Origin of the sequence: Streptomyces sp. NPDC016459, assembly GCF_040632845.1 — a bacterium.
Taxonomy (GTDB): Bacteria; Actinomycetota; Actinomycetes; order Streptomycetales; family Streptomycetaceae; genus Streptomyces.
In genome coordinates this window covers 35042-60122 of the sequence record NZ_JBEYCR010000006.1, presented here as the reverse complement: position 1 = coordinate 60122, position 25081 = coordinate 35042, and the positions used below count along the sequence as shown (strand labels likewise).

Here is a 25081-nt window from a genome sequence, read left to right as displayed (position 1 = left end):
CTGGAGGCGTGGGATGCACCAACGACTTTCCGTCGGCCTGGCCGCCTCGGCCCTCGCCCTGCTCACCACCGTCGCCACCGTCGATGTCGCCACGGCCGCCCCGGCCGACAAGCCTCAGGTGCTGTCCAGTTGGACGCAGACCAGCGCGTCGAGCTACAACCTCTGGGCCGCCGCCCGAGCCAACCAGGGCGCCTGGTCCGCCTACGCCTTCGACTGGTCCACCGACTACTGCTCCACCTCGCCGGACAACCCCCTCGGCTTCCCGTTCTCGATGTCGTGCGCCCGACACGACTTCGGCTACCGGAACCACAAGGCCGCCGGAACCTTCAGCGCCAACAAGGCCCGCCTGGACAGCGCCCTGTACGAGGACCTCAAGCGCGTGTGCCTCAACTACAGCGGTGCCACTAAGACGACGTGCAACAGCACGGCGTGGACCTACTACCAGGCGGTCAAGGCCTTCGGCTGATCGACCCGCGAGGCCCCGGAGCGGGCGGGCGTGCGGGCCGGCGGGGGCGCCCGGCTCAGGCGTCGCCGGCCACGACGCGGTTGACCAGGGTGGTGAGTTCGGCCGGGGTCGCGGCACCGGCGAACTCCTCCTCGTCGATGGTCACCCCGAACTCCCGCTCCAGCCTGCTCAGCGTCTCCAGCATGGCCAGGGAGTCGTAGCCGAGCGCGGCGAACTCCACCTCCTCGGGGCGCCGGTCGGTCTCGACCGCGCCGCCCTCCCCGGCGCACTCGCGCATGATCTCCATCAGCCTGTCGGTCGTCAGCCGGTCCATGATCGTCACGTCTCCTGTCGGGAGTGGGGTACGGGTGGGGTCAGGTCAGCGCGGGGCCGTGACGACGAGGGCCGAGTTGAACCCTCCCTGTCCCCGGGCGAGGATCAACGCCGTCGTGAGCGGGGCTCGACGCGGACTCGTCACGAGGTCGAGGGTGTGGTCCGGCAGCGGTAGCGGGACGTGGACGGTCGGGGGGATGACGCCCTCGCGCAGTGCCAGGAGCGCCGTGGCCACGTCGACGGCGGGGCCTCCGGCGCCCAGTCGGCCGGTCATGGTCTTGGGCGCGGTGACCGGGACCCCGTGGGGGCCGAAGAGGGTGCGCAGAGCGGCGGCCTCGACGGCGTCCTCTTCGGGGGTGCCCGCCGCGTCCGCGAAGACCACGTCGATCTCCTCGGGCCCGAGCTCCGCGTCGTCGAGGGCGGCCCGGACGGCCCGTGCGAGGTTCGGGGAGCGTCCCGAGCGGGGCGGGGGGTCGAAGGCGGTCGCGTAGCCCGCCATGCGCCCGTACCGGTGGCGTGCGCCGCGTGCCCGCGCGGACTCCTCTCCCTCCAGGACGAACAGGGCGCCGCCCTCCCCGGGCACGTAGCCGGCGGCCTCGGCCGCGAACGGCCGGTAGGCGAGGGCGGGATCGGTCTCCCGGCTCATCCTGCGGGTGGTGAGCTGGGACACCCAGCCCCACGGACAGGGAGATCCGTCCACGGCTCCGGCGAGCACCATCGGCTGTCCCCGGCGGAGTTGCCTGCGGGCCTGCCCGAGGGCGTCGAGGCCGCCCGCCTGCTCGGTGACCAAGGCTCCGGCGGGGCCGCGCAGCCCGTGCCGGATGGAGACCTGGCCGGTGTTGACGGCGTAGAACCAGGCGAAGGACTGGTAGGCGCTGACGTATTCGGGTCCCCGGTCCCACAGGTTCTGCAACTCCCTGTGGCCGAACTCGAAGCCACCCGCCGAGGCGGCCGTGACGACGCCCACCCCGTACTCCGGGAGGAGCGCGGGGTCGAACCCGGCGTCCGCGAGGGCCCAGTCGGAGGCCACCAGGGCCATCCGGGTCATGTGGTCGGTCTGGGGCAGGAGCCGGCTGGGCAGGTGCTCCTCCGGGACGAAGTCCGCGACCTCGCCGGCGAGCCGGCTGGGGTAGCCCTCGGCGTCGAACCGGGTGACGGGGCCGATCGCCGAGGCGCCCTCCAGGGAGTTCTTCCAGTGCGCGTCGTGGCCCAGGCCGGTGGGGGCCAGCAGCCCCATCCCGGTGATCACCGTGTCCGTGTTCACGCCGCCGCCCGGCCCTGCGCACCGGGTCCGGACAGGACCATGGCGCTCTGGAAGCCCCCGAATCCGCTGCCGACCGTGAGGACGTTGTCGACGGGGAGGGAACGCGCCTCCAGGGGCACGTAGTCCAGGTCGCACTCGGGATCCGGCTCGCGCAGATTGGCGGTGGGCGGGACCGTGTCGTGGCGGATGGCGAGGACGCAGGCGGCGATCTCCAGGGAGCCGATGGCGCCCAGGGAGTGCCCGATCATCGACTTGATGCTGCTGACGGGGGTGCGGTACGCGTGCTCCCCGAGGCTCGCCTTGAAGGCGGCGGTCTCGTGGCGGTCGTTCTGCCTGGTGCCCGAGCCGTGCGCGTTGACGTAGTCGATCGCGGACGGCTCCGTGCGGGCGGCCGCCAGCGCCACCCTGATCGCCTCCGCCATCTCCCGCCCGTCGGGCCGCAGACCGGTCATGTGGAAGGCGTTGCAGCGGGAGGCGAATCCGGTGATCTCGGCGTACACCTCGGCGCCCCGGCGGCGGGCGTGCTCCCGCTCCTCCAGGACGAAGACGGCGGCCCCCTCGCCGAGCACGAAGCCACGGCGGGTGCGGTCGAAGGGACGGGATGCCTCGGACGGCCGGTCGTTGTCCGGGCTCGTGGCCCTGATCGCGTCGAAACAGGCCACGGTGATGGGCGAGATGGGCGCCTCGGTGGCCCCTGCCACCATCACGTCGGCCGCGCCCTCCGCGATCAGGTCGGCGGCCCGGCCCACCGCGTCGAGGCCCGAGGTGCACCCTGTCGACACCAGGGAGACCGGCCCTTCCGCTTCGATGCGGTCGTGGGCGACCTCGGCGGCTATGGAGCTGGGCACGAAGTAGTCGAAGAGGTGCGGGACCGCGTAGGCGTGGTCGACGAGCCATCGGCTGCCGCTGTCGCTGACGACGGCGTACTCGTTCTCCAGACTCGTGGTGCAGCCGACGGCGCTGCCGATGACCACCCCGATCCGGGAACCGTCCAGGGCCTCGCGGTCGATGCCGCTGTCGTCGATCCCCTCCCGTGCGGCGACCACCGCGAATTGCGTGGCCCGGTCCATCCGGCGAATCTGCCGGGGCGTGAGGCCCTCCGCCGCGGCATCGAAGTCGCATTCCGCGGCCATTCGGGAGCGATAGGGCGCGGGGTCGAAAGAGGTGATGATGCGGGTGGCGGTGCGGCCCGCGGTCAGAAGGTCCCAGAACGGCTTCACGCCGATTGCGCCGGGAGCCACGATTCCGATTCCCGTGATGACCACGCGCCGATTCGTCGGTGTATTCATCCGCATCCCCCTTCACCGGTTCCCGTGGCTCTGTCCATGACGGTGCGGCGCTTTGTGTCACCGACGTCGGAAGTTTCCATGGGACGAGCGTGCGCGGAATGGCTCGTAGTCGGCTCAATGGCGATTGGAGGGGCGCGCAGATGCTTGACAGGGGCAGCGGAAGGGTGTCGGACGGGCGGGGCCTGGAGCACCGCGGCGCGGTCCCTCCGTTTGAGTCCCGCTGGAGGAACGCTGGAGTCGGGACGCCGGGCGCGGTGCCGGGCGTGCTCGGACCGGCACGGTCCGTCCGGTCCGAGCCACGCGGTCGAGGTGCGCCGGGTGGCGGCGGAGGGCGACGTGGAGGGCGGTGGACCCCGCCGTACGTGGCGGGAAGAGGTGCCCTCGCGCATGGACCCCTGGCATGGGCCGGAAACCGCAGCCCGCCAGTTGACGCCTATCGAATACGAGCCACGCGGGTGGCCGTGACGGGATCGAATCTTCGCCAGTCCTCGATGGACGCGACTTTAAGGGAACTTTTCCCGGACCATGATCCAGGATCCGGCAAATTAGACATTCCGCCCGCTCCTCGGTGATTCCTCGGTGATTCCTCGGCGCTTCTTGGGCCCCCGACTCGTCATTGACCAGTCGATTTCCAGGACCTAACGTGAAGTCGGGGTGGACGACAGCGGCGAGGGGCACGCACGGCGCCGACAGGCCGTGCGCGGCTCCAGCGAAACGGAGGAAACATCTTGGAGTTCCGACTTTTGGGTCCCGTCGAAATCCTCTGGGGTGGCCGGAACATCATGCCGACCGCGCCCAAGCCGCGTCAGGTCATATCCCTGCTCATGCTGCGGCACAACACCGTGGTCCAGGCGTCCGAGCTGATCGACGAGTTATGGCCCGAGCTACCGCCCCCGAGCGCGGTGACCACCCTCCAGACGTACATCTACAAGTTCCGCAAGCTCCTCCTGAAGCAGGGGCTCGGGAACCTGCTCCAGACCCAGCCGGGTGGCTACACCCTCACCATTCCGTCGTCAAGCCTCGACGTGAGCCTGTTCGAAAGCCGGGCGGAGAAAGGCCAGGAACTTCTCCAGCAGGGCGATTCCGAGGCGGCTGTGGCCTGCTTCGAGGAGGCCCTGGCCATGTGGCGCGGCCCCGCGCTCGCCGACGTCGAGACCGGGGGGCGGCTCTTCTCCTACACGACCCGGCTGGAGGAGCTGCGCTTCCGCATCCTCGAACTGCGCATCGAGGCAGACCTGGAGAACGGCCGTCACCGCGAACTCATCAGCGAACTCAAGGCGTTGGTGCTGGCCCACCCGCTGCACGAACACCTCCACGGGCTCCTGATGGTGGCCCTGCACCGGTCCGGCCGGCGGCACGAGGCACTGGAGGTCTACCAGAGCCTGCGACAGAAGATGATCGATGAGCTCGGCCTCGAACCCGGCAAGGAACTGGCCCGTCTTCAGCACACCCTGCTGTCCGACTCGCCCGCCGAACCCCAGGAGCCGCCGCGACGGCCGACGCCCCGGTCCGCCGCGCCGACGGTCCCCGCCGCTCCGACGATGACGGCCCTCGTGCCCGCGGACGCCCCGGTGGGAGGAGCACCGACGCCCCTCGCTCCCCCACCGTCCGGCCTCCCGCTCCCGCCCGCGTCCTGTGCCCCGGCCCTTCCACCGCCGCCCGCACCGCGCCTTCCCCCGGCCGCCACCGGTGCGGGCGTCGCCCAGGTCCCTCTCCAGCCGTCCCCGCCGGCCGTCGTGCGGGAGTCGATCGGATCGCCGGCCCAGCTCCCGGCCGGACTCGCGGGGTTCGTCGGCCGCGGCGACGTCCTCAGGGAGCTGGAGGCCGCGCTGTGCGGGCCCGGTGAGCCCGCCGCCGACGGTACGGCGGCCCACATAGGGGTCGTGACCGGTCCCCCGGGCATCGGCAAGAGCGCGGTGGCCGTCCACCTGGCGCACACGCTCCGCCCGCACTTCCCCGACGGTCAGCTCTACGCGGACCTGCGCGGCTCCTCCGCCGAGCCGCGCGACCCCTCCGAGGTGCTCCGCGGCTTCCTGCGGGCCCTGGAGGTCCCTCCCGCCCGCATCCCGGAGGGCGTGGAGGAGTGCGGGGCGCTGTTCCGGTCCCGTACGGCCGGGTGCCGGGTGCTGGTGTTCCTGGACGACGTGGCGTCCTCGGCTCAGATCCGGCACCTGCTGCCCGCCGACCCGCGCTGTGCGCTGCTCGTCACCGGCCGTCGGCGGATGACCGCCCTGGTGGAGGCCGAACGCGTCGAGCTGGGCGCGCCCTCCCCCGAGGAGGCCCTGGAGATCCTCGCCGTCCTGGCCGGCCGGCAGCGGGTGGCCCGGGAACCGGAGGCCGCGCACAGGATCGTCGAACTGCTCGGTCGGCACCCCTTGGCGCTGCGCTGCGTGGGCGGCCGGCTCGCGGCCGGGCCGGGGCTCTCGCTGTCGACGCTCGCCGACCGGCTGGAGGCCACGCCGCGGATCCTCGACGTCGCCCGGCTCGGGGAGCTGGACGTGCGCTCGCGGTTCGCCGCCAGCTACGCGGGCCTCGGCCACCAGGAGCAGGGGGTCTTCCGGCTGCTCGGCATGTTGGGCGAGACCCCCTTCACCGCTTCGCAGGCGGCCGAGCTGCTGGGCCGGCCGGTGCGGGAGCTGGAGTCCGTGCTGGAGGTCCTCGCCGACAACCACCTGCTGGCCACGGACCGTTGTGCCGACGGCATCGGCCGCTACGTCTTCGACCGGCTGACCCGGGCGTTCGCCAGGGAGTGCCTGGAGGAGACGCTCGCCGCGCCGACCGCGGCCGAGGAGGTGGGGGTCGGGTGAGGCGGGTGCCGCGCCGGCGGTCAGCCGGTGTCGAGACGTTCTCCACGGGCCGCTGCCAGGCTCCCCGGCACGCGTCCGCGGCTGTCGGACGGACACGACGAGCAGAGGGGTGGCCTTGCCCATGCCGAGCGGGGAGCAGCAGGAGTTCGACGTCGTCGGCGGAGCCGGCCCGGCCCGCCGGGAGGAGCCCGGCCCCGAGGTGACCTTCGTCAACAGGTTCACCGTCCACGGGGCGCCCGAGGAGTTCGAGGAGGTCTTCGCCCGGACGTCCGCGTTCATGGCACGGCAGCCCGGTTTCGTCCGCCACAGCCTGCTGCGGGAGGTGGACGACCCGGCCGGCTATGTGAACCTCGCCGTGTGGACGGACCGGGTCTCGTTCCGCCGGGCGGTGGGAGATCCGGGGTTCGCTCCCCACGCCGCCGCCCTGCGGGCGCTGAGCCGGAGCGAGAACGGGCTGTTCACCGCCTGCCTGTCAGTGGCGGCGGCCGGGGCGCAGGAGGCCTGAGCTGCCCGCCGGGCACGGCGGGCGGCCGGTCAGGACGGGTCAGGACAGGGTCTTGAGGACCTCGCGGAGGGCCTCGACGACCTTGTCCTGCTCTTCCGGGGCCAGTGAGGGGTACATGGGCAGCGAGAAGATCTCGCGGGCCAGCCGCTCGGTGACGGGCAGGGAGCCTTCCCGGTAACCGAGGTGCGCGAAGCCGGTCATCGTGTGGATCGGCCAGGGGTAGCTGATGTTCAGCTCGATGTCCCGCTCCCGGAGCGCCTCGATGATCGCGTCCCGGCGCGGGTGGCGCACCACGTACACGTAGTGGACGTGGTCGTTGCCCGGGGCGGTCTCCGGGAGGACGAGACCGGTGTCGCCGAGCCCCTCGGCGTACCTTCGGGCGATCTCCCTGCGGGCCGTCACGTAGGTGTCGAGCCGGCGGAGCTTGCGGCGCAGGATCTCGGCCTGCACCTCGTCGAGGCGGCTGTTGTGGGCGGGCAGGCCGGTGACGTAGTACCGCTCCTCCATGCCGTAGTAGCGCAGCCGGCGCAGCCTGCGGTCCACCTCGTCGTCGGAGGTGAGGACCGCGCCGCCGTCACCGTAGGCGCCGAGGACCTTGGTCGGGTAGAAGGAGAACGCGGCGGCCGTGCCCATGGTCCCGGCCGCGCGGTCGTGGTGGCGGGCTCCGTGGGCCTGGGCGCAGTCCTCCAGTACGGCCAGGCCGTGGCGGGCGGCGAGCTCCTCCAGGGGGGCCATGTCGACGCACTGGCCGTAGAGGTGGACCGGGAGCAGACAGCGGGTGCGGGGGGTGATGGCGGCCTCGACCTGCGAGACGTCCATGAGGTAGTCCTCGCGCACGTCGACGAAGACCGGGGTCGCACCGGTGCCGACGACGGCGACGACGGTCGGGGCGGCGGTGTTGGAGACGGTGATCACCTCGTCCCCGGCTCCCACTCCGAGTGCTTCCAGGCCGAGTTTCACGGCGTTGGTGCCGTTGTCCACCCCGACGCAGTGCCGGGCCCCGTGCCGGGCGGCGAACTCCTCCTCGAACGACCGGACGCTCTCGGCGAGGACCAGCCGCCCGGAGCCGAAGACACTGTCCACCGCGTCGAGGATCTCCTCACGCTCTGCGGCGTACTCGTCCAGATATCCCCATACACGAATGGTCACAGGCATTCTCCATTTCCGCTCGGATGGACCTGTATTTCAGCGGACCGCCCTCGCATCCGGCTCGATTGCACCTTGACGCGTAATTCCCGTCCTTGTGGCTCCTGATATCACCTGGATAGCATCGCGGCCATGAAAGGAATCATTCTGGCCGGAGGCACGGGAAGTCGTTTGCATCCCATCACGCTGGCCGTTTCCAAGCAGCTCTTACCGGTCGGCGACAAGCCGATGATCTACTATCCGCTCTCGGTGCTGATGCTGGCGGACATCAGGGACATCCTCATCATCACCACCCCCCATGACCTCCCGCAGTTCCGGCGCCTGCTCGGTGACGGCAGCCAGCTGGGGCTCCGCATCGACTACGCGGAGCAGCCCAAACCGAACGGGATCGCGGAGGCGTTCGTCATCGGCGCCGAACACATCGGGGACGATTCCGTGGCACTGGTGCTGGGTGACAACATATTCCACGGACATTCCTTCTCCGAGGTGCTCCGGAAGGAGAAGGAGAATCTGGACGGATGCCTGCTCTTCGGCTACGAGGTACACGATCCCGAGCGGTACGGGGTCGGCGAGACCGATGGGGACGGAATACTGGTATCCATCGAGGAGAAGCCGGACCGGCCCCGCTCGAACCGCGCGATCACCGGCCTCTACTTCTACGACAACGACGTGGTCGCGCGGGCCGCAGCCCTGCGCCCCTCCCCACGCGGCGAGCTGGAGATCACCGATCTGAACCGCATGTACATGGAGCGCGGGCGGGCCCGGCTGCGGGAGCTCGGCCGGGGCTTCGCCTGGCTGGACACCGGAACTCCCGAGTCGCTCCTCCAGGCGGCCCAGTACGTGCGGACGCTGGAGGAGCGGCAGGGGGTGCGGATCGCCTGCGTCGAGGAGGTGGCGCTCCGGCGGGGGTTCATCGGTCCCGAGCAGTGCCACCGGCTGGGGGCCCGGCTGGGGAACTCGGATTACGGCCGCTACGTGATGGCCATCGCCGGCGAGTACCCCTCCTCCGTCTGAGGGCGCCCGGGCGTCTCAGGGACGGCGTGCGACGAAGAGTCCCCGCGCCGTCCACTCCGGCCGGACGTACTCCGCCGGGCACCCGGCGTCGGCGAAGGCGGACAGGTACTCGTCCAGGGTGAACAGGGTGAGGAGGTCGACCTCGGTGAACTCCCTGATGCCGTCGGCCTCCCCCACCACGAACCGGACCTCCATCCGCGTGGTCCGGCCCTCACGGGTGGAGTGCGAGATCCGGGCGACCGTCCGGTGCTCGTCACTCGCCAGGTCGCCGGCCACGTAGCCGTCGAGGAACCGTTCGGGGAACCACCAGGGTTCGACGACGAGCACCCCTCCGGGCCTCAGGTGCCGGGCCATGGCGGCGACCGCCGCCCGCATGTCCGGCACCGTCCGCAGGTAGCCGATGGCGGTGAAGAGGCACACCACGGCGTCGAAGGTCCGCCCGAGGTCGAAGGCGCGCATGTCGCCCCGGTGCAGCGGCACCGCGGGGAGCCGGACGGCCGCGCGCTCCAGCATGGCCGAGGAGAGTTCGAGCCCCTCGGTGTGGGCGAAGAGACCGTCGAACGCCTCCAGATGGGCGCCGGTGCCGCACGCCACGTCCAGCAGGGAGTCCGCGGCGGGCAGCTGGTTCCTGATCAGGCGGGTGACGTCGGCGGCCTCGGCCGACCAGTCCTTGCCGCGGGCGCGGTAGACCAGCTCGTAGACGTCCGCCAGGTCGTGGCCGAACATCGGCCTCCTTCGGGTAGGGGGGCGGAGGGAACCGGGTGCGGGCGGGCTCATTCCTCGACGAGGGCGACCGCGCGGGTCCAGCCGGCCCCGGCCCCGGCGATCTTCACCGGCAGGCAGGAGACCTGGAAACCGTACGGTCCGGGGAGCGCCTCCAGGTTGGCCAGCCGCTCGATCTGGCAGTACTCGCGGTCCCTGCCGATCATGTGCGCGGGCCACAGCACATCGCGGTCCCCGGTGGCCCGGTAGCGGGCGATGATGTCGCCGAAGGGGGCGTCCAGACTGAACGCGTCCGTGCCGATGACCCGGACGCCCAGGTCCAGGAGCAGGTGGACGGCGGGGCCGTCGAGACCGGCGAAGTCGGTGAAGTACCTCGTGGTCCCCCGATGACGCTGGGCCCCCGTGTGCAGCAGGACGATGTCCATCGGGCTCGGGGTGCGGCCGATGCGGGCGAACTCCTTCTCCAGCCGGTCCGCGCCGATGACACCGGAGGGCGCGTCGGTGAGGTCCAGCACCATGCCGGGGCGCAGGAACCAGTCCAGCGGCAGCTGGTCGACGTGCCGGGGCACGCCGTCGCCGTAGCCCGCCCTCGACCCGTAGTGGGAGGGCGCGTCCACGTGGGTGCCGGTGTGGGTGGTGAGCGTGAGGCGGTCGAGGGAGAGGAACTCGCCGTCGGGCAGCTCGTCCGGGTCGAAGGAGACGCCGAAGTGGGTGTGCATCTCCTCGCTCATGTGCAGGGCGCCCTCGCGGGGGGTGAGGACGTGGTGCTCCACGGGATCGGGTTCCCAGAGCGCCGCGTCCACCGCCGAGGACAGGTCGATGAGCCTCACGGCGCACCTCCAGGGGTCGGGGCCGGGTTCAGGGTCGGCATCCTCCCGGCCGGGGCCGGAGCGACGGTCGAGCCGGGCTGGAGTCCGGGGCCCGCCGGGCACGAGTCCGGTTCCAAGGGGGCGCGCGAGCATCGACGGCAGCGGCCCGCGACCGGCGGGCGAGGAGGGAGATCCGTGAGGGAGACCGTCAGCCCGGCGTACGCGTCGCTGTACGCCGGCATCCAGCGGTTCCACGCCCGGCAGATGCGGCTGCTGGACTCGGGCGACGCCGAGGGGTGGGCCGCCACTTTCACCGAGGACGGCCTGTTCGCACCGCCGTCGCTGCCCGAGCCGGTCCGGGGGCGGGCCGCCCTGGCGGCCGGGGTCCGTTCGGCGCACGCGGAGCTCGCCGCCGCCGGCGAGGTGCGCCGGCACCTGCTGACCACGGCCTCGGTGGAGGAGCCCGACCCGGACGGCTCGGTGCGGGTCCACTCGTACGTGCAGGTGGTGGCGACCCGGCGGGACGAGGCGCCGCGCCTGCTCCTGATGTGCGTGTGCGAGGACGTCCTGGTCGTGGAGGACGGCGAGTGGCGGGTGCGCGAACGGTACGTGAGCCGCGACGACCGGCCCTGAGCGGCAGGCGCCGCCCGGGAGGTGAACGAGCCCGGTGGGACGTCGTGGTGACGTCCCACCGGGCTCACGCGTGCCGCGTGCTTCCCGTCAGCGGAGGCTGTCGGCCGAGACGAGCGCGGGCTTGGGGAAGGGCAGGATGAACCGGCCCCCGGCCCGCAGGAAGTCCGCCTCCTTGCGGAGGATCTCGTCCGCGTAGTTCCACGCCAGCATCAGGTAGACGTCGGGCGGGTCGCTGCGGGCGTGGTCGGGGCTGCGCACCGGGATGTGCGTGCCGGGAAGCACCTTGCCCTGTTTGAGCGAGGTGGTGTCGGTGCAGTAGGCCACCTCGTCGGACCCGAGGCCGCAGACGTTGAGGATCGTGGTGCCCTTGGCCGAGGCCCCGTAGCCCGCGATCCGCTTCCCCTCCGCGCGCAGGCGGCGGACCAGGGCGGGGAGCTCCTCGCAGACGTTCCGGACGCCCCGGGCGAACTCCCGGTAGGCGGCGTCGGAGCCGAGCCCGGCCCGTTCCTCCGCCGCGATCAGCGCGCCGACCTCGTCGGTGACGGAACGCCCGGCCTCGGGCCTGCCCACGAGAACCAGGAGGGAGCCGCCGTGGACCGGAAGCCGCTCCACGTCGAAGAGGCTCAGTCCGTGACGGGTGAAGAGGGTGTCCAGGGTGCGCAGGAGGAAGTACGACAGGTGCTCGTGGTAGATGGTGTCGAAGGCGTACTTCTCCAGCAGGTCCACCCCGTAGGGGACTTCGACCGCGAACACCCCGTCGGGGGCGAGCAGCGCGCGCACCCCGGCGAGCACTCCGGCGAGGTCGTCGATGTGGGCGAAGACGTGGCGGCCGAGGATGAGGCGCGCGGGACCGTGGGACCGGCGCACGGCCCGGGCGGTGGTCTCGGTGAAGAACTCGGGCAGGGTGGGGATGCCGCGCTCGTGGGCGACGGCCGCCAGGTTGCGGGCGGGGTCCACGCCGAGCACGCGGGACCCGTCCCGGGCGAAGACCGCCAGCTGCTGGCCGGTGTTGCTGCCCAGTTCCACGACCAGGTCGCCGGCGGCGAGCCCGGTGCGCTCCCGGCAGGTGGTCGCGACGAACTCCATGTGACGGGTGATGGTCTCCGAGTCGGAGGTGACGTAGCTGTACGTCCGGTACATCACCTCGGGGTCGACGACGTGGGTGACGCTCATCAGCCGGCAGGAGCGGCAGGAGACCACGCCGAGCGGGTAGGAGGCCTCGTCCTCGTAGGAGGCGGCCGGCTCCAGGAACGCGTTGGCCAGCGGCACCTCGCCGAGGGCGACCACGTCCTGCCAGTCCGAGCCGCCGCACACCCGGCAGCTGGTGACGGGCCGTACGTTCTGGGCGTTCATGCCCGGTCCTTCCTCTCCGTGGCCGGCGCCGGTGCGTCCGGCATCAGCAGGCTCTGCAGGCAGGCCACCAGGCTGCGGGCCTGGATGTTCAGGTAGTGGCTGTGCCGCAGCAGCTCGACGAGCTGGTGGACGGTCATCCACCGGTGGTCGGGATCGTCGGGCGGGACGTCGAGGTCGGTGTCGACGATCAGATAGCGGTTGCGCGCGTGGTGGAAGCGTCCGCCCTCCTCCGAGAGGACGGAGTGGAAGCGGACCCGTGCGGGGTCCGCTCCCTCCACCGCGTCGAGGTAGCGCGGGCGCGCGCTCCTCGGCAGGTGCTCGTAGGAGGCGGGGGTGCACTGGACCGTGGGCGCCAGTTCCACCACGTCCATGTAACCCGCCTCGACCCGGGCGTTCATCAGGACGTGCAGGACCCCGTCGAAGGTCCGGGTGAGGAAGGCGACGACACCGGTGCCGTGCGGTTCGATCATCGGCTGGGACCAGTGGGCGACCTCCCGGCCGCCTGCCTCCACGCGGACGCCGATGACGTCGAAGAAGGCGCCGGAGGCGTGCGAGATGCGTTCCGGGGTGCGGTGCCAGCCGGGGAGCCCGGCCAGCGGGACGCGACGGGCGTGGACCTCGGTGCGGGTGCGGGCCTCGGTGATCCAGCTGAGGATGGCGCCCACCGGGTGCCGGGCCCCGGCGGAGGGGTCGCAGGAGCGGAAGAGGGCCTCCCGGAAGGGGTCGGCGGGCGGACCGAGCTCCCGGGCGAGCTCGGCGTGGGCGAAGGGCAGGCAGGACAGGACCGTGCGGGCGTCCATGTTGACCACGTCGTCCTCGGCGAGGAGCCGGTGGAGCTGGCCGAGGGTGAGCCAGTGGAAGCCCTCGTGGACCTCCACCTCCCCGTCGGCCTCGACGACCATGTTCCGGTTCCGTTTGTGATGGAAGGCGGAGCCCTGTTCCGACTGCCGCACGTCGACGAGCGGGCTCCGGGCTCCGGGCTTGCGGAACCAGTCGAGGTAGGGCACGGGGCGGCCGCCGTGGAGTCCGGTGTAGTTGCTGCGGGTCGCCTGGACGGTCGGGGAGATCTGCACGCCGTTGGCGTTGCCGGGTTCGACCTTGGCCTGCATCAGGCAGTGCAGGATGCCGTCGAACTCCTTGACCAGGATGCCCAGGACCCCGACCTCGGGCTGGTTGATGATGGGCTGGCTCCACGCCGGGACCGGTCCGGCGGGCATCCGCACGTCCAGGCCCTCCACCGTGAAGAAGCCCCCGGTGTGGTGACGCAGGTTGCCGGTGCCCGGCTCGGTCTCCCAGCCGGCGAGCGCGTCGAGCGGGACCCGTTCCACCCGGGTGAAGGTGCGCGCGGTCGCCTCGGCGTACCAGTCGTGGAACGCCGCGTGCGGGGCGCGCCCGCCGTCGCGGGCGCGCGCGGAGGCGGCGACGCGCAACGGGGTGGCGGCGTCGCGCGGGCGGTTCGCCGTGCGCGTGATGGCTGCGGTCATGGCTGCTCCACTGGGGGGTCCGCGCGGGACGCGTCCCACATGTCCTTGATCGATTCGGGCAGGTCCACGGCCGGGCGCCATCCCAGCGACCGGGCCGCGCGGCCGATGTCGACGCGGGTCCAGTCGCCGCCCCGGGAGTCGACGGGCGCGGTGCGGAGGCGGACCGTGCCCGGTGGGCGTCCGGCCGCGGCGACGAGCAGGTCGAGCACGTGGGCCACCGGTACGGCTTCGCCGCGACCCACGTTGATCACCTGTCCGGCGACGGGGGCGGTCACTGCCGCGAGAACGGCGGCGGCCAGGTCCCGCACGTCCAGGAAGTCCCGGCGGGCGTCGGCGACGATCAGTTCGGCCGGTCGTTCGGGGGTGGCGGCGTGGAGTCGCCGGACGGCGGCGCCGAGGAAACCGACCTCGGCCCCCGGCCCGCAGAGGTTGACGACACGCAGCACCACACCGTCCACGAGGCCCGCGCGGGTGGCGCGGAGCACGGCCTCGGCTCCGGCGAGTTTGCTGCGCCCGTAGACGGAGGCGGGGTGGGGCGGGCGGGTCTCCTCGGCGGCGGTGCCGGCGGGCAGCGGGCCGTACTCGTGGACGGAGCCGATCTGCACCAGGCGGATCCTGCCCGGCAGCCGGGCCAGCGCGGCGAGCAGGTTCTCCACGAGGCGGACGTGGACGCGTTCGTTCTCCGTCTCGCCGGTGACCCAGCCGCCGGTCGCGTTGACCACGGTGTCCACGCGGGCCGCGGCCAGCAGGCCGGCGAGTTCACCGGGGTCGGCGGCGGCCGCGTCCAGGGCGAGGAAGCGGTGGTCGTCCGCGTACGGGGGCCGGTGGCGGGCCGCTTCGAGGACGGCGGAGCCCGCCGCGGTGAACGCTGCGGTCACCGCACGGCCCACGCAGCCCGTCGCACCGAACACGGCGACGGCGGGCTGCCGCCCGGCGGTCACCGGGCCCGGCCGCCGCACAGCGCCCGTTCGACCTCCAGGCACGTGCGGTAGTCCGGGAGGGTGCCGGACTTCTCCGCCGTCTCCAGGGTGGGGGCGGCCAGGTCCCTTTCCGACATGACCGGTTCGATGTTCGCAGGCAGGGACAGTTCGAGCACCGGGTCGAAGACGGAGAGGGCCAGCTCGTTCCGGGGCGCGTACTCCCCGGAGAGCATGTACGACATCACCGTCCGGTCCTCCAGTGCCACGAAGGCGTGCGCGACGCCGACGGGGAAGTAGACGGCCCGGAAGTCCTCCTGGTCGAGCAGGACGGTCTCGGACCGGCCGTAGGTGGGCGAGCCGACCCGGACGTCGATGACGATGTCCAGCGCCCGGCCGCGCGCGCAGTAGACGTACTTGGCGATGCCGGGGGGCGTCAGGGTGTAGTGGGCGCCCCGGATCGTCCCGCGCCGGGAGACGCTGTGGTTGGTCTGGGCCACGGGGAACAGCGGGTGTCCCAGGGCCTGTCGGGCGGCGGTCTCCTGGAACGGAGAGACGAAGAGCCCCCGTTCGTCGGCGAAGACCTTCGGCTGGAACTCGAACGCGCCGTCCACGGCGAGCTGTCGCGACTGCATGACACCGTCCTCGGTTGCTTGGGGTGGTGCCGGCCTGGCCGGCGGTGGTCCGCGGTCAGAGGACGCGGACTTCGGGGACGTACACGATCCAGCGCCCGCCGGACTCTCGGAACAGCCGTTCCTTCGCCATGATCTCCTCGGCGTGGTTCCAGGCGAACAGGACCGCGTAGTCCGGGTAGGGGTGGGTGAGCGCCTCGGTGGGACGGACCGGGATGTGCGAACCCGGCATGAGCTTCCCGTGCTTGGCCGGGGTCACGTCGCACACCCACTCGATCGACTCGGGGCCGATGCCGCAGAAGTTGGTCACGGTGGCGCTCTTGGCCGTGGCGCCGTAGCCGACGACCCGCTTGCCCTCGGCCCGCAGCTCCCGCAGCAGGGTCGTCAGTTCGGTGCGGACGCGTTCGATCCCGGTGGCGAAGGCGTCGAAGACCTCGGGGGTGCCGATCCCCCTGCGGTCCTCCTCGGCGGTCAGCTCGGCCACGGCCGGGCTCGGCGCGGCCCGGCCCGCCCGCTTCACGGTGTAGCGGACCTCGCCGCCGTGCACCGGCAGCCGTTCGACGTCGACGACCTCGAAGCCGAAGCGGGCGGCGGCGGCGCTCACCGAGCGCACGGTGAAGAAGTAGAAGTGTTCGTCGTAGATCTGGTCGAAGGAGGTCCGCTCCAGGATGTCGCCCAGGTAGGGGTCCTCGAAGACGAAGGCGCCGTCCGGTGCCAGCAGGGTGTCGAGGCCCCGGAAGACCGAGTCGAGATAGGGGATGTGGCAGATGGTGTTGGCCGAGTAGACCAGGTCGGCCGGTCCGTCGGCGACCGCGATGTCCGCCGCCGTCGACTCCTCGAAGAACTCGTTGAGGACCCGGACCCCCTGCTGCCGGGCGAGTTCGGCGACGCCCCCGGAGGGCTCGACGCCCAGGTGCCGGATGCCCTCCTTGGCCAGGGCCCGCAGCATCACCCCGTCGTTGCAGCCGATCTCCACCACGAAGGGGTCGGGGCCGCGCAGGTGTTCGCGGGAGAGCCGTCCCGCGGTCCGTTCGAAGTGGCGTCGCATGTGGACGGAGCCGGACGAGTGGTAGGGATACGCCTCGTGGAACATGCGGTCCCGGGCGACCTCTTCCAGGAGCTGGGTCATGCCGCAGGACTCGCAGCTGCCCACGGCGAGCGGGTAGAAGTACTCGTCGTCGACGCGGCCGGGGTCCACGAACGCGTCGGAGAGTGGCTGGAGTCCGAAGTCGAAGAACGGACGGACGGATCCTCCGCAGACACGGCACATGGGGCCTTCCTCGGGTTCATAGGGTCCGGGCGGACTACCGCCGGACGTTTCCTTGGCGGGCGACGGGAAAGCGGAACACGCCGCCCGTGATCGGGGAACGGAGGCGGCGCAGCACCTCGCCGGTCCTGGTCAGGTCGGGCAGTTCCTCTGCCAGGGCCCGGAGGGCGGCCTCGGCGGCCAGGCGCGCCGCCGGGCCGACGAGGCCGTCGGCGCGGCCGTCCTCGGGGAAGGGGTGCCGGTCGTGGGCGGGGCGGTGGACGTCGAACCGCTCCGGGTCGCGGTGGCGGCGGGGGTCGCGGTGGGCCGCCTCGGTGAGCAGGACGACCTCCTCGTCCGCCGCCACCCGGGTCCCCGCGAGTTCCAGGTCCTCGCGCGCGTACAGCCGGTGCAGGCGGACGGGGGGCGCGTGACGCAGCGTCTCCGCGACGGCGGCCCGTGCGAGACCGGGGTCCTCGCACAGGGCCCGCCACTGCCCGGGGTGGTCCAGGAGGAGTGCGACGGCGTTGCCGGTCAGGTTGGCGGCGGCGTCGATGCCGACCAGGGCCAGGAGGGCGCACACCGTCAGGACGTCCTCGGGCGACGGCCGCCCGTCGGGGGCAGGGGCCGCCGAGAGGCGGCGGGGAAGACCGGCCCGGGCGCCGGTGTCCGCGTCCGCCGTACGGCCCGCGTCGCGGGGGCCGGCGGCGCCGGACCCGTCCGGCGTCCGCGCGAGCAGCGCCCTGAGTTCCGGGAGCGCGGTGCCGTACCGGCGGGCCGCGTCCAGGCGCGGGGGGCAGAGCGTGGCGTCGAGGACACCGGTGAGTTCCCCGCAGAGCTCCGCGAAACGGACTGCCCGGTGCTCCGGTACGCCGAGCAGGACGCGGCCGGCGTCCACCGTGGCGGGCCGGATCAGGTCGTCCATCAGGTCGAACCGCTCCCCCACCGCCGACGCGCGGTGCCGGTAGGCCCGGACGGCCGCCGCGGGCCGGCCGCGCAGCGCGGGTTCGCCGAGGACGGGCGCGGCCCATCCCCGCAGCCGTTCGTACTCCTCCCGGTCGAGCGCCGCCGGAAGCCCGGCCAGCGGCAGCGCCTCCCGCAGGGACGGGACGTCCCACGGGGCGGGTTCCTCGGCCGGCTCCCCGGGCGGGGGGCCGGTGTCGGGGGGCCGGGGGGTGAGGCGCCGGTCGGCCAGCGCGGCCGTGACCACCTCGTGGTCGGCCGTCACCCACGCCCCGGCGCTGCTCCAGTACAGGGGGCCCCGCTCACGGACGCGCCGGCCCAGTTCGGCCCGGTCGTCTCCGGCCGCACGCAGCATCAGCGCGTACGGGTCGCCTTTCGTGCCCAGGATCCACTGGACGCCGCGCAGGGTCAGCAGGACGCGTCCCAACGCACTGTCGGTCATGCTCGCCACCATGGGCAGGGACGCTAGGCAGAGCTCCTCGACCCCTTCTCGACTTCCCTTGGCTCCGGCCGGACCGGCCCGTCGAGCCGGACACGAGGGGAGCGTGGCACCGGCCCCCTAGGGTGACGCGGTCATGGACATCATCGGCAAGGGTTTCATCGCCCGGCATCTGTGGCCGCTGCGCGGGGCGCACCCCGGGGTGACGGTGCTGGCGGCGGGCGTCCCGCGCCAGCACCTGCCGGACTCCGAGCACGAGCGGGAGGCGGAGCTCGTACGGGAGACGGTCGCGCGCTGCCGGAGCCGAGGCGAACTGCTGGTCTTCTTCTCGACGGCCAGCATGTACGGCGGTCCCGGCTGCCGGGGCCGGGAGGACGACCCGATCGTTCCGACCACGCGCTACGGCCGGCACAAGTTCGACCTCGAGACCACGATCCGGGAGTCCGGCGTGGCGCACCTCGTGCTGCGCCTCTCCTACGTACTGGGCCCGCACGGGCCCGATTTCCGGCTGGTGCCCGCCCTGGTGTCGCAGGTGCGCGCGGGACGGGTCCGGGTGCATCCGGGGGCCCGGCGCGATCTGCTGCACGTGGCGGACTTCGTCGGGCTCGTCGACCGGCTGCTCGCCTCCGGGGCGCGCGACGAGACGGTGAACGTGGCCTCGGGGGACTGCGTGGACGTCCTCGCGGTCGTCGCCCACCTCAAGCACCGACTGGGACTCGATGCCGTGGAGGAGGTGGTGGGCGGGGGCGAGAGCGCCTTCTCGCACTGTCCGTCGGTGGAGAAGCTGCGGGCCCTGGTGCCCGAGCCGGCGGGTTCGGTGTTCGGGCCGGGTTACCACCGGCTCGCCCTGGACCGCTATCTCCGCGAGACGGGCGCATGGCCGGCCGTGGACCACGCGACAGCGGCGTTCCAACGGTCGTCGAACCGCGCCGGACATCATCGGACCTCCCCGTCGCAGCGGGCGGCCGGGGACGAGTGAAGGAAGCGGGGAACGCGATGACGACGTACGACAGGGGCCGGGCGGTCACGGCGGACCTGCGCGACCCGAGGACCTCCTCGGGCCGCGCGCTGCTCACGCCGCTGACCGCGCACCTTCCCCTGATACGGGACGGGGCCCGGCAGGGGGACCGGGACGGTGCCTTCCCGGTCGAGGTGTTCGAGCAGCTCCGCACGAGCGGGGTGCTCGGGGCCACCGTGCCGGAGGAGCTCGGCGGGCTGGGCGTCTCCTCGCTGTACGACGTCTGCCTGGCCCTGGCGGCTGTGGCCGAGGCGGACGCGTCGACCGCGCTCGCCCTGCACATGCAGCTCAGCCGGGGCCTGACGCTCACTCATGAGTGGCGGTACGGGGACGAGGAGGCCCGGACGCTGGCCGAGCGGCTGCTCCGGGGCATGGGCTCGGGCGAGGCGGTGGTGTGCACCACGGTGAAGGACGCGGGCGGGGGCCGGGTGGTCACCCGGCTGCACCCGGCGCCGGACGGCGGCTGGGTGCTGTCGGGCCGCAAGACGCTGGCGAGCATGGCACCGATCGCCACCGACTTCGTGGTCTCGGCGCGGGTGGAGGTGGCGGGGGTGACGCGGTCGGCGGCCGCCGTGCTGCCCCGGGAGACCCCGGGGCTGACCGTCCTGGACGACTGGGACGGGCTCGGCATGCGGGCCTCCGGCAGCGTGGACATCCTCCTGGAAGACTGCCCGGTCCGTCTGGAGGACGTGTTCCTGCGGGGTCCGATCGGGGAGCGCGACGACGCGGCCCTCGCCGGTCAGACCGTCAGTTCGATCACCATGCTGGGGATCTACGTGGGGGTGGCCCAGGCCGCCCGGGACCACGTGGTGGCGGAGCTGACCCGGCGCGGAAGCGCACCGGCGGCGGGGGTGCGCACGCTCCTCGCCGAGATCGAGGCGCGGCTGCACGCGCTCCGTACGACGGTGGCGGGCACGCTGTCGACGGCGGACCACCTGGCGTACGAGTTCGACGGCGATCCGCTGGAGCGCGGCCGGCGCATGATGTTCGACTTCCAGCGGGCCAAGTTGACGGTCAACCGGCTGGCGCCGGAGATCGTCGCGGACTGCGTGACGGTGATCGGCGGCGCCTCCTACGCGGGGTCCCATCCGCTGGCGCGTCTCTCCCGGGATGTCAGGGCGGGCTCGTTCATGCACCCGTTCACCTACCCCGACGCGGTGGACTGGCTCTCCGAGGCGGCCCTGGGCGGCCCGAAGAACTGAGCCGCCGCGCCGGGGGGCCACGGGGAAGGGGAGGGACGGGGTGACCCGTCCCTCCCCTTCCACCGGGGGCGGGCGGTCCCTGCGCCCCCGCCGGGCTCTCCCGGCCTTCCCGGTCCTCCTCGGGCTCAGGCGCCCGGAGCGCCGTCCCTGGCATGAGCGGCCGCGTGCTCCATCGTGGTGGTGCTGTTGCGGCCGAGGACGTCGCGGACGAAGACGCGGGCGTCGGCGACGGTGGCGTCCGGCCCCAGGACCGACGTGACGGCCTTCTCGTCGAGGACCACGGTGTGGACGGAGGTGATCCGGGCCCCGTCCGCGTCCTCCTCGAACAGCCACCGTCCGGTGTGCGCCGTCATCAGCGCGGGGGTGTGCAACTGCTTGTAGACGATCCGCTCGTCCGGGAAGCAGATCCGGACGGAGCGCGTGGTGTGCGTGGACCCGTCCGGCGCCCGGGTCTCCATCTCCAGCGTCTGGATCCCGGGGACGTCCTCCTCCAGGAGGGCGCGGGCCACGTGGGGCAGCCGCTCGGGCCAGAGGTCCGCCCGGTCGACGAAGGTGTAGGCGGCCTCGATGCCGGCGGGGACCTCGACCGTGTCCTCGAAGGTCAGGGTCAGGTCCTCGGCGTCCCCGGTCCGTTCGGCCGCTGTGCGCAAGGCGTCCAGTTCGGCGCCGCTGTTGCGGTCGACGGCCCGCTCGATCCACGCCACGTTGCCGGGGTCGTCGCCGACTGCCTGGAAGTCGTGCAGCAGGCGGATTCGGGTGCGGACGTCGTCGACCGGTTCGACGATCCACTCTCCGCCCATGGCCGCGACAGGCGGCTGGGAGACCTCCTGACGGAAGGAGACGCGGAGGCGGTCGTGGTCCAGTTCCCGGCGCGAGGTCCAGGTCTTGACCTCGCCGTTGGCGGTGGCCCAGATCCGGATGCGCTCCTCCGCCGCGCTCCCGTCGGCGGGTTCGGTGTGCTCGACGCGCTCCACGTGCACGGTGGGCGGGAACGTCTCCGGCCATCGGCCGACGTCGGCGATCAGGTCGAAGACGCGGCGCGCAGGGGCGGCCACCGTGATCGTGTGCTCGGTGCGGTGGGTGGTCGGGGGGTGTGGCATGGTCCTCCTCCAGCTCGGCTCCGGGTCGGCGGCGCCAGCTTCCGCGCCGGCTCTGGTCAGGGACTCGACGACGGCTCGGCGCCGGGCGGGCGGACGGAGAGGGCGTGGTGGAACAGGTCCAGCGGGTCCCAGCGTTCCTTGACCCGGCGGAGCCTTTCGTACCGGTCGCGGTGGTAGAGGGTGCTCCAGGGCACACCCGAGGTGTTCAGCCGGGGATCGGCGAGGTCGGTGTCCGGATAGTTGACGTACGCCCCGCTGTTGGCGTCGTTCGGCACCGGGACGCCGCCGGTGTCGGCGTGGAGTTCCCGGTAGAGGTCCCGGACCCAGGCGAGTTGGCGCCCGGTCTGTTCCTCCTCGCCCCAGAGGGCCTCGTGCACGGCGCTGAAGAGGCAGTCCCGGTGAGGCATGGAGGTGGCCTCCGGGGGCACGTCGTTGATCCGTCCGCCGAGGAAGGTGAGGTAGACGGCGGCGGTGGCGAACTCCTGTCCGCCGCGGCTCAGATGGTCGTGGAGGACGCCGATCTGACGGTCGTCCCAGGGCTTGCGCAGCAGGGTGGACTTGGACTTGAACCGGGCTCCGCCGGGCCACTGGACGCCGCCGAGGACGGACTTCAGCCAGGGGGTCGTGGTCGACGACGAGGTGTGCGGCGCCCCGGCGGCGCCGGTCAGTCCGGCGGCGAAGGCGTCCAGGAGCTCCCCCGCGCGGGGGTGGGCCGCGTCGAGGGCGGCGTCCACCGTGATCAGTCCGTTCGCCCGGTGGCCGAGGGTGAGCCCGCTCGACAGCTCCCCGTACGGCGAGTCGGAGCCGACGTGCCGGTGGTGCCAGTCCCCGTGGGCCCGCAGAAGCCGGGTGAAGGCCGCGCGGTCCAGGTCCTGCCACCGCCAGCCGAGGGACATCGAGCGTGTGGCGCCGGGCGGCCTGGGCAGCAGGTCGGCCGGGCCACCGGCGGCACCGGGCGTCCGGAACAGGTAGCGGGTGACGACGCCGAAGTTGCCTCCGCCCCCGCCGGTGTGGGCCCACCACAGGTCGCGCTCGGCGCCGGTGGAGTCACGGGTGGCCGTCACGAGGCGGGCCCTGCCCGCCGGATCCGTGACGACCACCTCGACGCCGTGGAGATGGTCGACGACCAGACCGTACCGGCGTGAGAGCGCGCCGTACCCGCCGCCGGCGACGTGGCCCCCGACGCCGACGGCCGGACAGCCGCCGCCGGGCAGGGTGACGCCCCATCCGAGGTAGAGGGTGCGGTAGACCCGTCCGAGCGTGGCACCCGCTTCGACGGCGAAGACCCGTCGCCGCGGATCGTAGGAGACCTCCGTCATCTCGGAGACGTCGATCAGGACCCGGACGGCCGGGTCGTCGACGAAGTTCTCGAAGCAGTGGCCGCCGCTGCGGACCGCGACCCGCCTGCGGCCCCGGGCCGCCTCCTCCACCGCCCGGACGACCTGCTCCGCCGAGCCGACCAGGTGCACGACGTCCGGGGAGCCGGTGAAGCGGCCGTTGTACCCGCGGGTGGTGAGTTCGGCGTACCGGGGGTCGTCCGGTTCCAGCACCACCGGCCCCAGGGTCCGCGGACTCCTCGCCCCGGGGGTGGAGGCGGCGGCGGGGCCGCCGAGGAGAGTGGCGCCCCCGGAGAGCGCCGAGAGTTCCAGCAGCCGTCTGCGTGTGAGTCGTGCCAAGGGGAGCACCGCCCTTCCCGTCCGGCCGTGGCCGATCGCCTCGTCGGCTGCCAGCCTGCTCGTCCTCCGTGGCGGGACGGTGGAGTCGTGCTGGTACGGCGGCGCCGGACGGGTCCGGAACGGACGCTTCGAAAGGCGCGTCGAGACAGTCAGGGAAGCTGACAAAGACGTTATTAACGCTTCTAAGCTCGAAGAAGTCAAGAGCTCAGAGCCTCTGACTTCCCCTCCCCTGCCCCGGAACCGAGCCGGCCGGTCCGGGCACGGGCCGGGTCCACCCTGAGCCGCCCCATGAACCCCGTACGGGAGAACCCATGATCCGCACCCGCGGGCTCACCCGCAGTTTCCGCGCCAAAGGAGAGACCGTCGAAGCCGTGCGCGGCCTCGACCTCGACATCGAAGCCGGCTCCGTGGTCGCCTTCCTCGGCCCCAACGGCGCCGGGAAGACCACCAGTCTGCGGATGCTGACCACCCTGCTCCCGCCGACCTCGGGCACTGCCGTCGTCGCCGGCCACGACGTGCTGACCGACCCGTCGGGCGTCCGCCACCGCATCGGCTACCTCGGCCAGGGCAACAGCGCCGGCAGCAACTTCCGGGTCGTCGACGAACTGATCACCCAGGGCCGCGCCTACGGCCTGACCCGCGCGGAGTCCCACACCCGGGCGGAGCGCCTGCTGGGCGCGCTCGAACTGGAGGGCCTGGCCAAGCGGACGGTGGGCACTCTGTCGGGTGGCCAGCGCCGCCGCCTGGACATCGCCATGGCCCTGGTCCACGAGCCGGAACTGCTCTTCCTCGACGAACCCACCACGGGGCTCGACCCGCACAGCCGCGCCAACATCTGGGAGCACGTGCTGCGGCTGCACAAGGAGCTCGGCACCACGATCGTCTTCACCACCCACTACCTGGAGGAGGCGGACCTGTGGGCCCGGCGGGTGATGGTGGTCGACCACGGCCGGGTGATCGCCGACGACTCCCCCGAGAAGCTCAAGGCCGATCTGGCCGGCGACCGCATCACCCTGGGGGCCGCCGACCGCGCCGACGCCGAGCGGGCCGCCGAACTCACCCGCACCCTGCCCACCGTGCACGAGGTCACCGTCGACGGCACGGAGGTGCGGGTGCGCACTCCCCACGGAGACGCCCGGCTCCCGGTCCTGCTGCGGAACCTGGAGGACGTCGGAGTGCGGGTGCTCACCGCCCGGCTCACCCGCCCCACCCTCGACGACGTCTTCCTCGGCCTGACCGGCCGCACCCTGCGGGAGAGCGCCGACGCCACCGCCCCGACCACCACGCACGACGGAGCCTGACCATGAAGGTGCTCAACGACACCCGTACCGCCTTCGCCCGCGAGCTGGGGCCCGAGCTGCGCCAGCCGGCCGGCCTCCTCTTCACGATGCTGCTGCCCTTCCTCTTCCTCGCCCTCTTCGCGCCCCTGCTCCCGGGCATGGCTTCCCCGGGCGGGGAGACAGGCTCCCCCTGGCAGTGGTTCGTGCCGGGGATGCTCGTCCTGCTGGCCCTCTCCGCCACAGCGGGGGCGGGCGCCTCCCTGCTCAACGAGATGTCCTCGGGGACCTTCGAGCGCATGCTCGTGACCCCGCTGAACCGGGCCGCGATGCTCGTCGGACGGGCGCTGAAGGAGGTCGTGATCCTGCTGACGCAGGCCCTGCTGATCCTCGCCCTGCTGCTGCCGACCGACTTCCGGCTCCACCCGCTCGGCGCCCTGGCGGGCCTGGCGCTGCTGACCGTCTTCGGGATCGGGATCAGCGCCCTCTCCTTCACCCTCGCGCTCCACTCCCGCAAGCAGCAGACCCTGTTCTACGGCGTGCAGCAGATGATCTTCTTTCCGCTGCTCCTGCTCTCCGGGGTCCTGCTCCCCATCACCGAGGCGTCGGCCCCCACCTGGCTCTACGTCCTGAGCCGGATCAACCCCGCGACCTACGTGGTCGAGGCCGAACGCGCCCTTTTCGACGGCCGCTTGGCCGAGACGGGCGTCCTGTACGGGATCCTCGCGGCGACGGCCATCGCGGTGCTGGGGGTCGTCGCGGGCATCCGCGGCATGCGCAACGCCTCGGTGTGACACCCGGTGTGA

At 72.6% G+C, this 25081-nt stretch carries 23 protein-coding genes; 9 read left to right on the top strand and 14 right to left on the bottom strand.

What is annotated here, in order from left to right; genetic code table 11:
- Window positions 1-13: 13 nt before the first annotated feature.
- The gene (locus ABZ567_RS16995; RefSeq protein WP_360790035.1) at window positions 14-466 is read left to right on the top strand and encodes a phospholipase; all 453 of its coding nucleotides are present in this window, start codon (window positions 14-16) and stop codon (window positions 464-466) included.
- A 55-nt stretch (window positions 467-521) separates the two neighbouring features.
- On the opposite strand, the gene ABZ567_RS16990 is transcribed toward ABZ567_RS16995, so the two are convergent.
- Genes ABZ567_RS16990 through ABZ567_RS16980 form a run of 3 tightly spaced genes read right to left on the bottom strand, consistent with a single transcriptional unit; the run spans window position 522 to window position 3331 of the window.
- Window positions 522-779, bottom strand: coding sequence for an acyl carrier protein (locus ABZ567_RS16990; protein WP_360790898.1), 258 nt, complete (start codon window positions 777-779; stop codon window positions 522-524).
- A 45-nt stretch (window positions 780-824) separates the two neighbouring features.
- Window positions 825-2042, bottom strand: a complete 1218-nt coding sequence (locus tag ABZ567_RS16985; protein WP_360790032.1) for a ketosynthase chain-length factor — start codon at window positions 2040-2042, stop codon at window positions 825-827.
- Entirely contained in the window at window positions 2039-3331 is a 1293-nt protein-coding gene (locus ABZ567_RS16980) for a beta-ketoacyl-[acyl-carrier-protein] synthase family protein (protein WP_360790029.1), read from the bottom strand. Before ABZ567_RS16980 ends, ABZ567_RS16985 begins: the two co-directional genes overlap by 4 nt.
- 782 nt (window positions 3332-4113) lie before the next feature.
- Here ABZ567_RS16980 and ABZ567_RS16975 point away from each other — a divergent pair.
- Window positions 4114-6138 carry a BTAD domain-containing putative transcriptional regulator gene (locus ABZ567_RS16975; protein WP_360790026.1) on the top strand — a complete coding sequence of 675 codons (2025 nt, stop codon included), beginning with the start codon at window positions 4114-4116 and terminating at the stop codon, window positions 6136-6138.
- 121 nt (window positions 6139-6259) lie between these two features.
- Entirely contained in the window at window positions 6260-6643 is a 384-nt protein-coding gene (locus ABZ567_RS16970; protein WP_360790895.1) for an antibiotic biosynthesis monooxygenase family protein, read from the top strand.
- A 39-nt stretch (window positions 6644-6682) separates the two neighbouring features.
- Here ABZ567_RS16970 and ABZ567_RS16965 read toward each other — a convergent pair whose 3' ends face one another.
- A complete protein-coding gene (locus tag ABZ567_RS16965; RefSeq protein WP_360790023.1) occupies window positions 6683-7792 on the bottom strand; it encodes a DegT/DnrJ/EryC1/StrS family aminotransferase in 1110 nt (369 codons plus the stop codon).
- 129 nt (window positions 7793-7921) lie between these two features.
- Between ABZ567_RS16965 and rfbA the strand changes: the two genes are divergently transcribed.
- Window positions 7922-8803 (top strand): glucose-1-phosphate thymidylyltransferase RfbA, encoded by an 882-nt coding sequence (gene rfbA / locus ABZ567_RS16960; RefSeq protein ID WP_360790020.1) that lies wholly within the window; start codon window positions 7922-7924, stop codon window positions 8801-8803.
- Window positions 8804-8818: 15 nt separating this feature from the next.
- Here the strand turns inward: rfbA and ABZ567_RS16955 are convergent, their stop codons facing one another.
- Together ABZ567_RS16955 and ABZ567_RS16950 are read right to left on the bottom strand one after the other, a co-directional pair.
- Complete coding sequence (locus ABZ567_RS16955) at window positions 8819-9529, bottom strand: class I SAM-dependent methyltransferase (protein WP_360790018.1); 711 nt, start codon at window positions 9527-9529, stop codon at window positions 8819-8821.
- 47 nt (window positions 9530-9576) lie between these two features.
- A complete protein-coding gene (locus ABZ567_RS16950) occupies window positions 9577-10356 on the bottom strand; it encodes a cyclase family protein (RefSeq protein ID WP_360790016.1) in 780 nt (259 codons plus the stop codon).
- A 174-nt stretch (window positions 10357-10530) separates the two neighbouring features.
- Here ABZ567_RS16950 and ABZ567_RS16945 point away from each other — a divergent pair, with 174 nt between their 5' ends.
- Window positions 10531-10968 (top strand): nuclear transport factor 2 family protein, encoded by a 438-nt coding sequence (locus tag ABZ567_RS16945; protein WP_360790014.1) that lies wholly within the window; start codon window positions 10531-10533, stop codon window positions 10966-10968.
- A gap of 87 nt (window positions 10969-11055) precedes the next feature.
- Here ABZ567_RS16945 and ABZ567_RS16940 read toward each other — a convergent pair whose 3' ends face one another.
- Genes ABZ567_RS16940 through ABZ567_RS16915 form a run of 6 tightly spaced genes read right to left on the bottom strand, consistent with a single transcriptional unit; the run spans window position 11056 to window position 18005 of the window.
- Window positions 11056-12321 (bottom strand): class I SAM-dependent methyltransferase, encoded by a 1266-nt coding sequence (locus ABZ567_RS16940; RefSeq protein ID WP_360790011.1) that lies wholly within the window; start codon window positions 12319-12321, stop codon window positions 11056-11058.
- A complete protein-coding gene (locus tag ABZ567_RS16935) occupies window positions 12318-13805 on the bottom strand; it encodes an NDP-hexose 2,3-dehydratase family protein (RefSeq protein ID WP_360790008.1) in 1488 nt (495 codons plus the stop codon). The genes ABZ567_RS16940 and ABZ567_RS16935 overlap by 4 nt, the downstream gene beginning before the upstream one ends.
- A complete protein-coding gene (locus ABZ567_RS16930; RefSeq protein ID WP_360790892.1) occupies window positions 13802-14716 on the bottom strand; it encodes an NAD(P)-dependent oxidoreductase in 915 nt (304 codons plus the stop codon). The genes ABZ567_RS16935 and ABZ567_RS16930 overlap by 4 nt, the downstream gene beginning before the upstream one ends.
- A gap of 26 nt (window positions 14717-14742) precedes the next feature.
- Window positions 14743-15357, bottom strand: a complete 615-nt coding sequence (locus tag ABZ567_RS16925) for a dTDP-4-dehydrorhamnose 3,5-epimerase family protein (RefSeq protein WP_360790006.1) — start codon at window positions 15355-15357, stop codon at window positions 14743-14745.
- Between the two features lie 55 nt (window positions 15358-15412).
- Entirely contained in the window at window positions 15413-16624 is a 1212-nt protein-coding gene (locus ABZ567_RS16920; protein WP_360790003.1) for a class I SAM-dependent methyltransferase, read from the bottom strand.
- 34 nt (window positions 16625-16658) lie between these two features.
- The gene (locus tag ABZ567_RS16915) at window positions 16659-18005 is read right to left on the bottom strand and encodes a P450-derived glycosyltransferase activator (protein WP_360790000.1); all 1347 of its coding nucleotides are present in this window, start codon (window positions 18003-18005) and stop codon (window positions 16659-16661) included.
- Window positions 18006-18138: 133 nt separating this feature from the next.
- On the opposite strand from ABZ567_RS16915, the gene ABZ567_RS16910 reads away from it, so the two are divergent.
- Both ABZ567_RS16910 and ABZ567_RS16905 read left to right on the top strand, forming a co-directional pair.
- Window positions 18139-18981 carry an NAD-dependent epimerase/dehydratase family protein gene (locus tag ABZ567_RS16910; protein WP_360789997.1) on the top strand — a complete coding sequence of 281 codons (843 nt, stop codon included), beginning with the start codon at window positions 18139-18141 and terminating at the stop codon, window positions 18979-18981.
- 17 nt (window positions 18982-18998) lie between these two features.
- Window positions 18999-20222, top strand: a complete 1224-nt coding sequence (locus ABZ567_RS16905) for an acyl-CoA dehydrogenase family protein (protein ID WP_360789995.1) — start codon at window positions 18999-19001, stop codon at window positions 20220-20222.
- Window positions 20223-20347: 125 nt separating this feature from the next.
- Here ABZ567_RS16905 and ABZ567_RS16900 read toward each other — a convergent pair whose 3' ends face one another.
- Together ABZ567_RS16900 and ABZ567_RS16895 are read right to left on the bottom strand one after the other, a co-directional pair.
- Window positions 20348-21322 carry an aromatase/cyclase gene (locus ABZ567_RS16900; RefSeq protein ID WP_360789992.1) on the bottom strand — a complete coding sequence of 325 codons (975 nt, stop codon included), beginning with the start codon at window positions 21320-21322 and terminating at the stop codon, window positions 20348-20350.
- A 56-nt stretch (window positions 21323-21378) separates the two neighbouring features.
- Entirely contained in the window at window positions 21379-22998 is a 1620-nt protein-coding gene (locus ABZ567_RS16895; RefSeq protein WP_360789989.1) for an FAD-binding protein, read from the bottom strand.
- A gap of 311 nt (window positions 22999-23309) precedes the next feature.
- Here ABZ567_RS16895 and ABZ567_RS16890 point away from each other — a divergent pair, with 311 nt between their 5' ends.
- Together ABZ567_RS16890 and ABZ567_RS16885 are read left to right on the top strand one after the other, a co-directional pair.
- On the top strand, window positions 23310-24299 hold the full coding sequence (locus tag ABZ567_RS16890) for an ATP-binding cassette domain-containing protein (protein ID WP_360789986.1): 990 nt from the start codon (window positions 23310-23312) through the stop codon (window positions 24297-24299).
- 2 nt (window positions 24300-24301) lie between these two features.
- On the top strand, window positions 24302-25069 hold the full coding sequence (locus ABZ567_RS16885) for an ABC transporter permease (RefSeq protein WP_360789983.1): 768 nt from the start codon (window positions 24302-24304) through the stop codon (window positions 25067-25069).
- The last annotated feature ends 12 nt before the right edge of the window (window positions 25070-25081 follow it).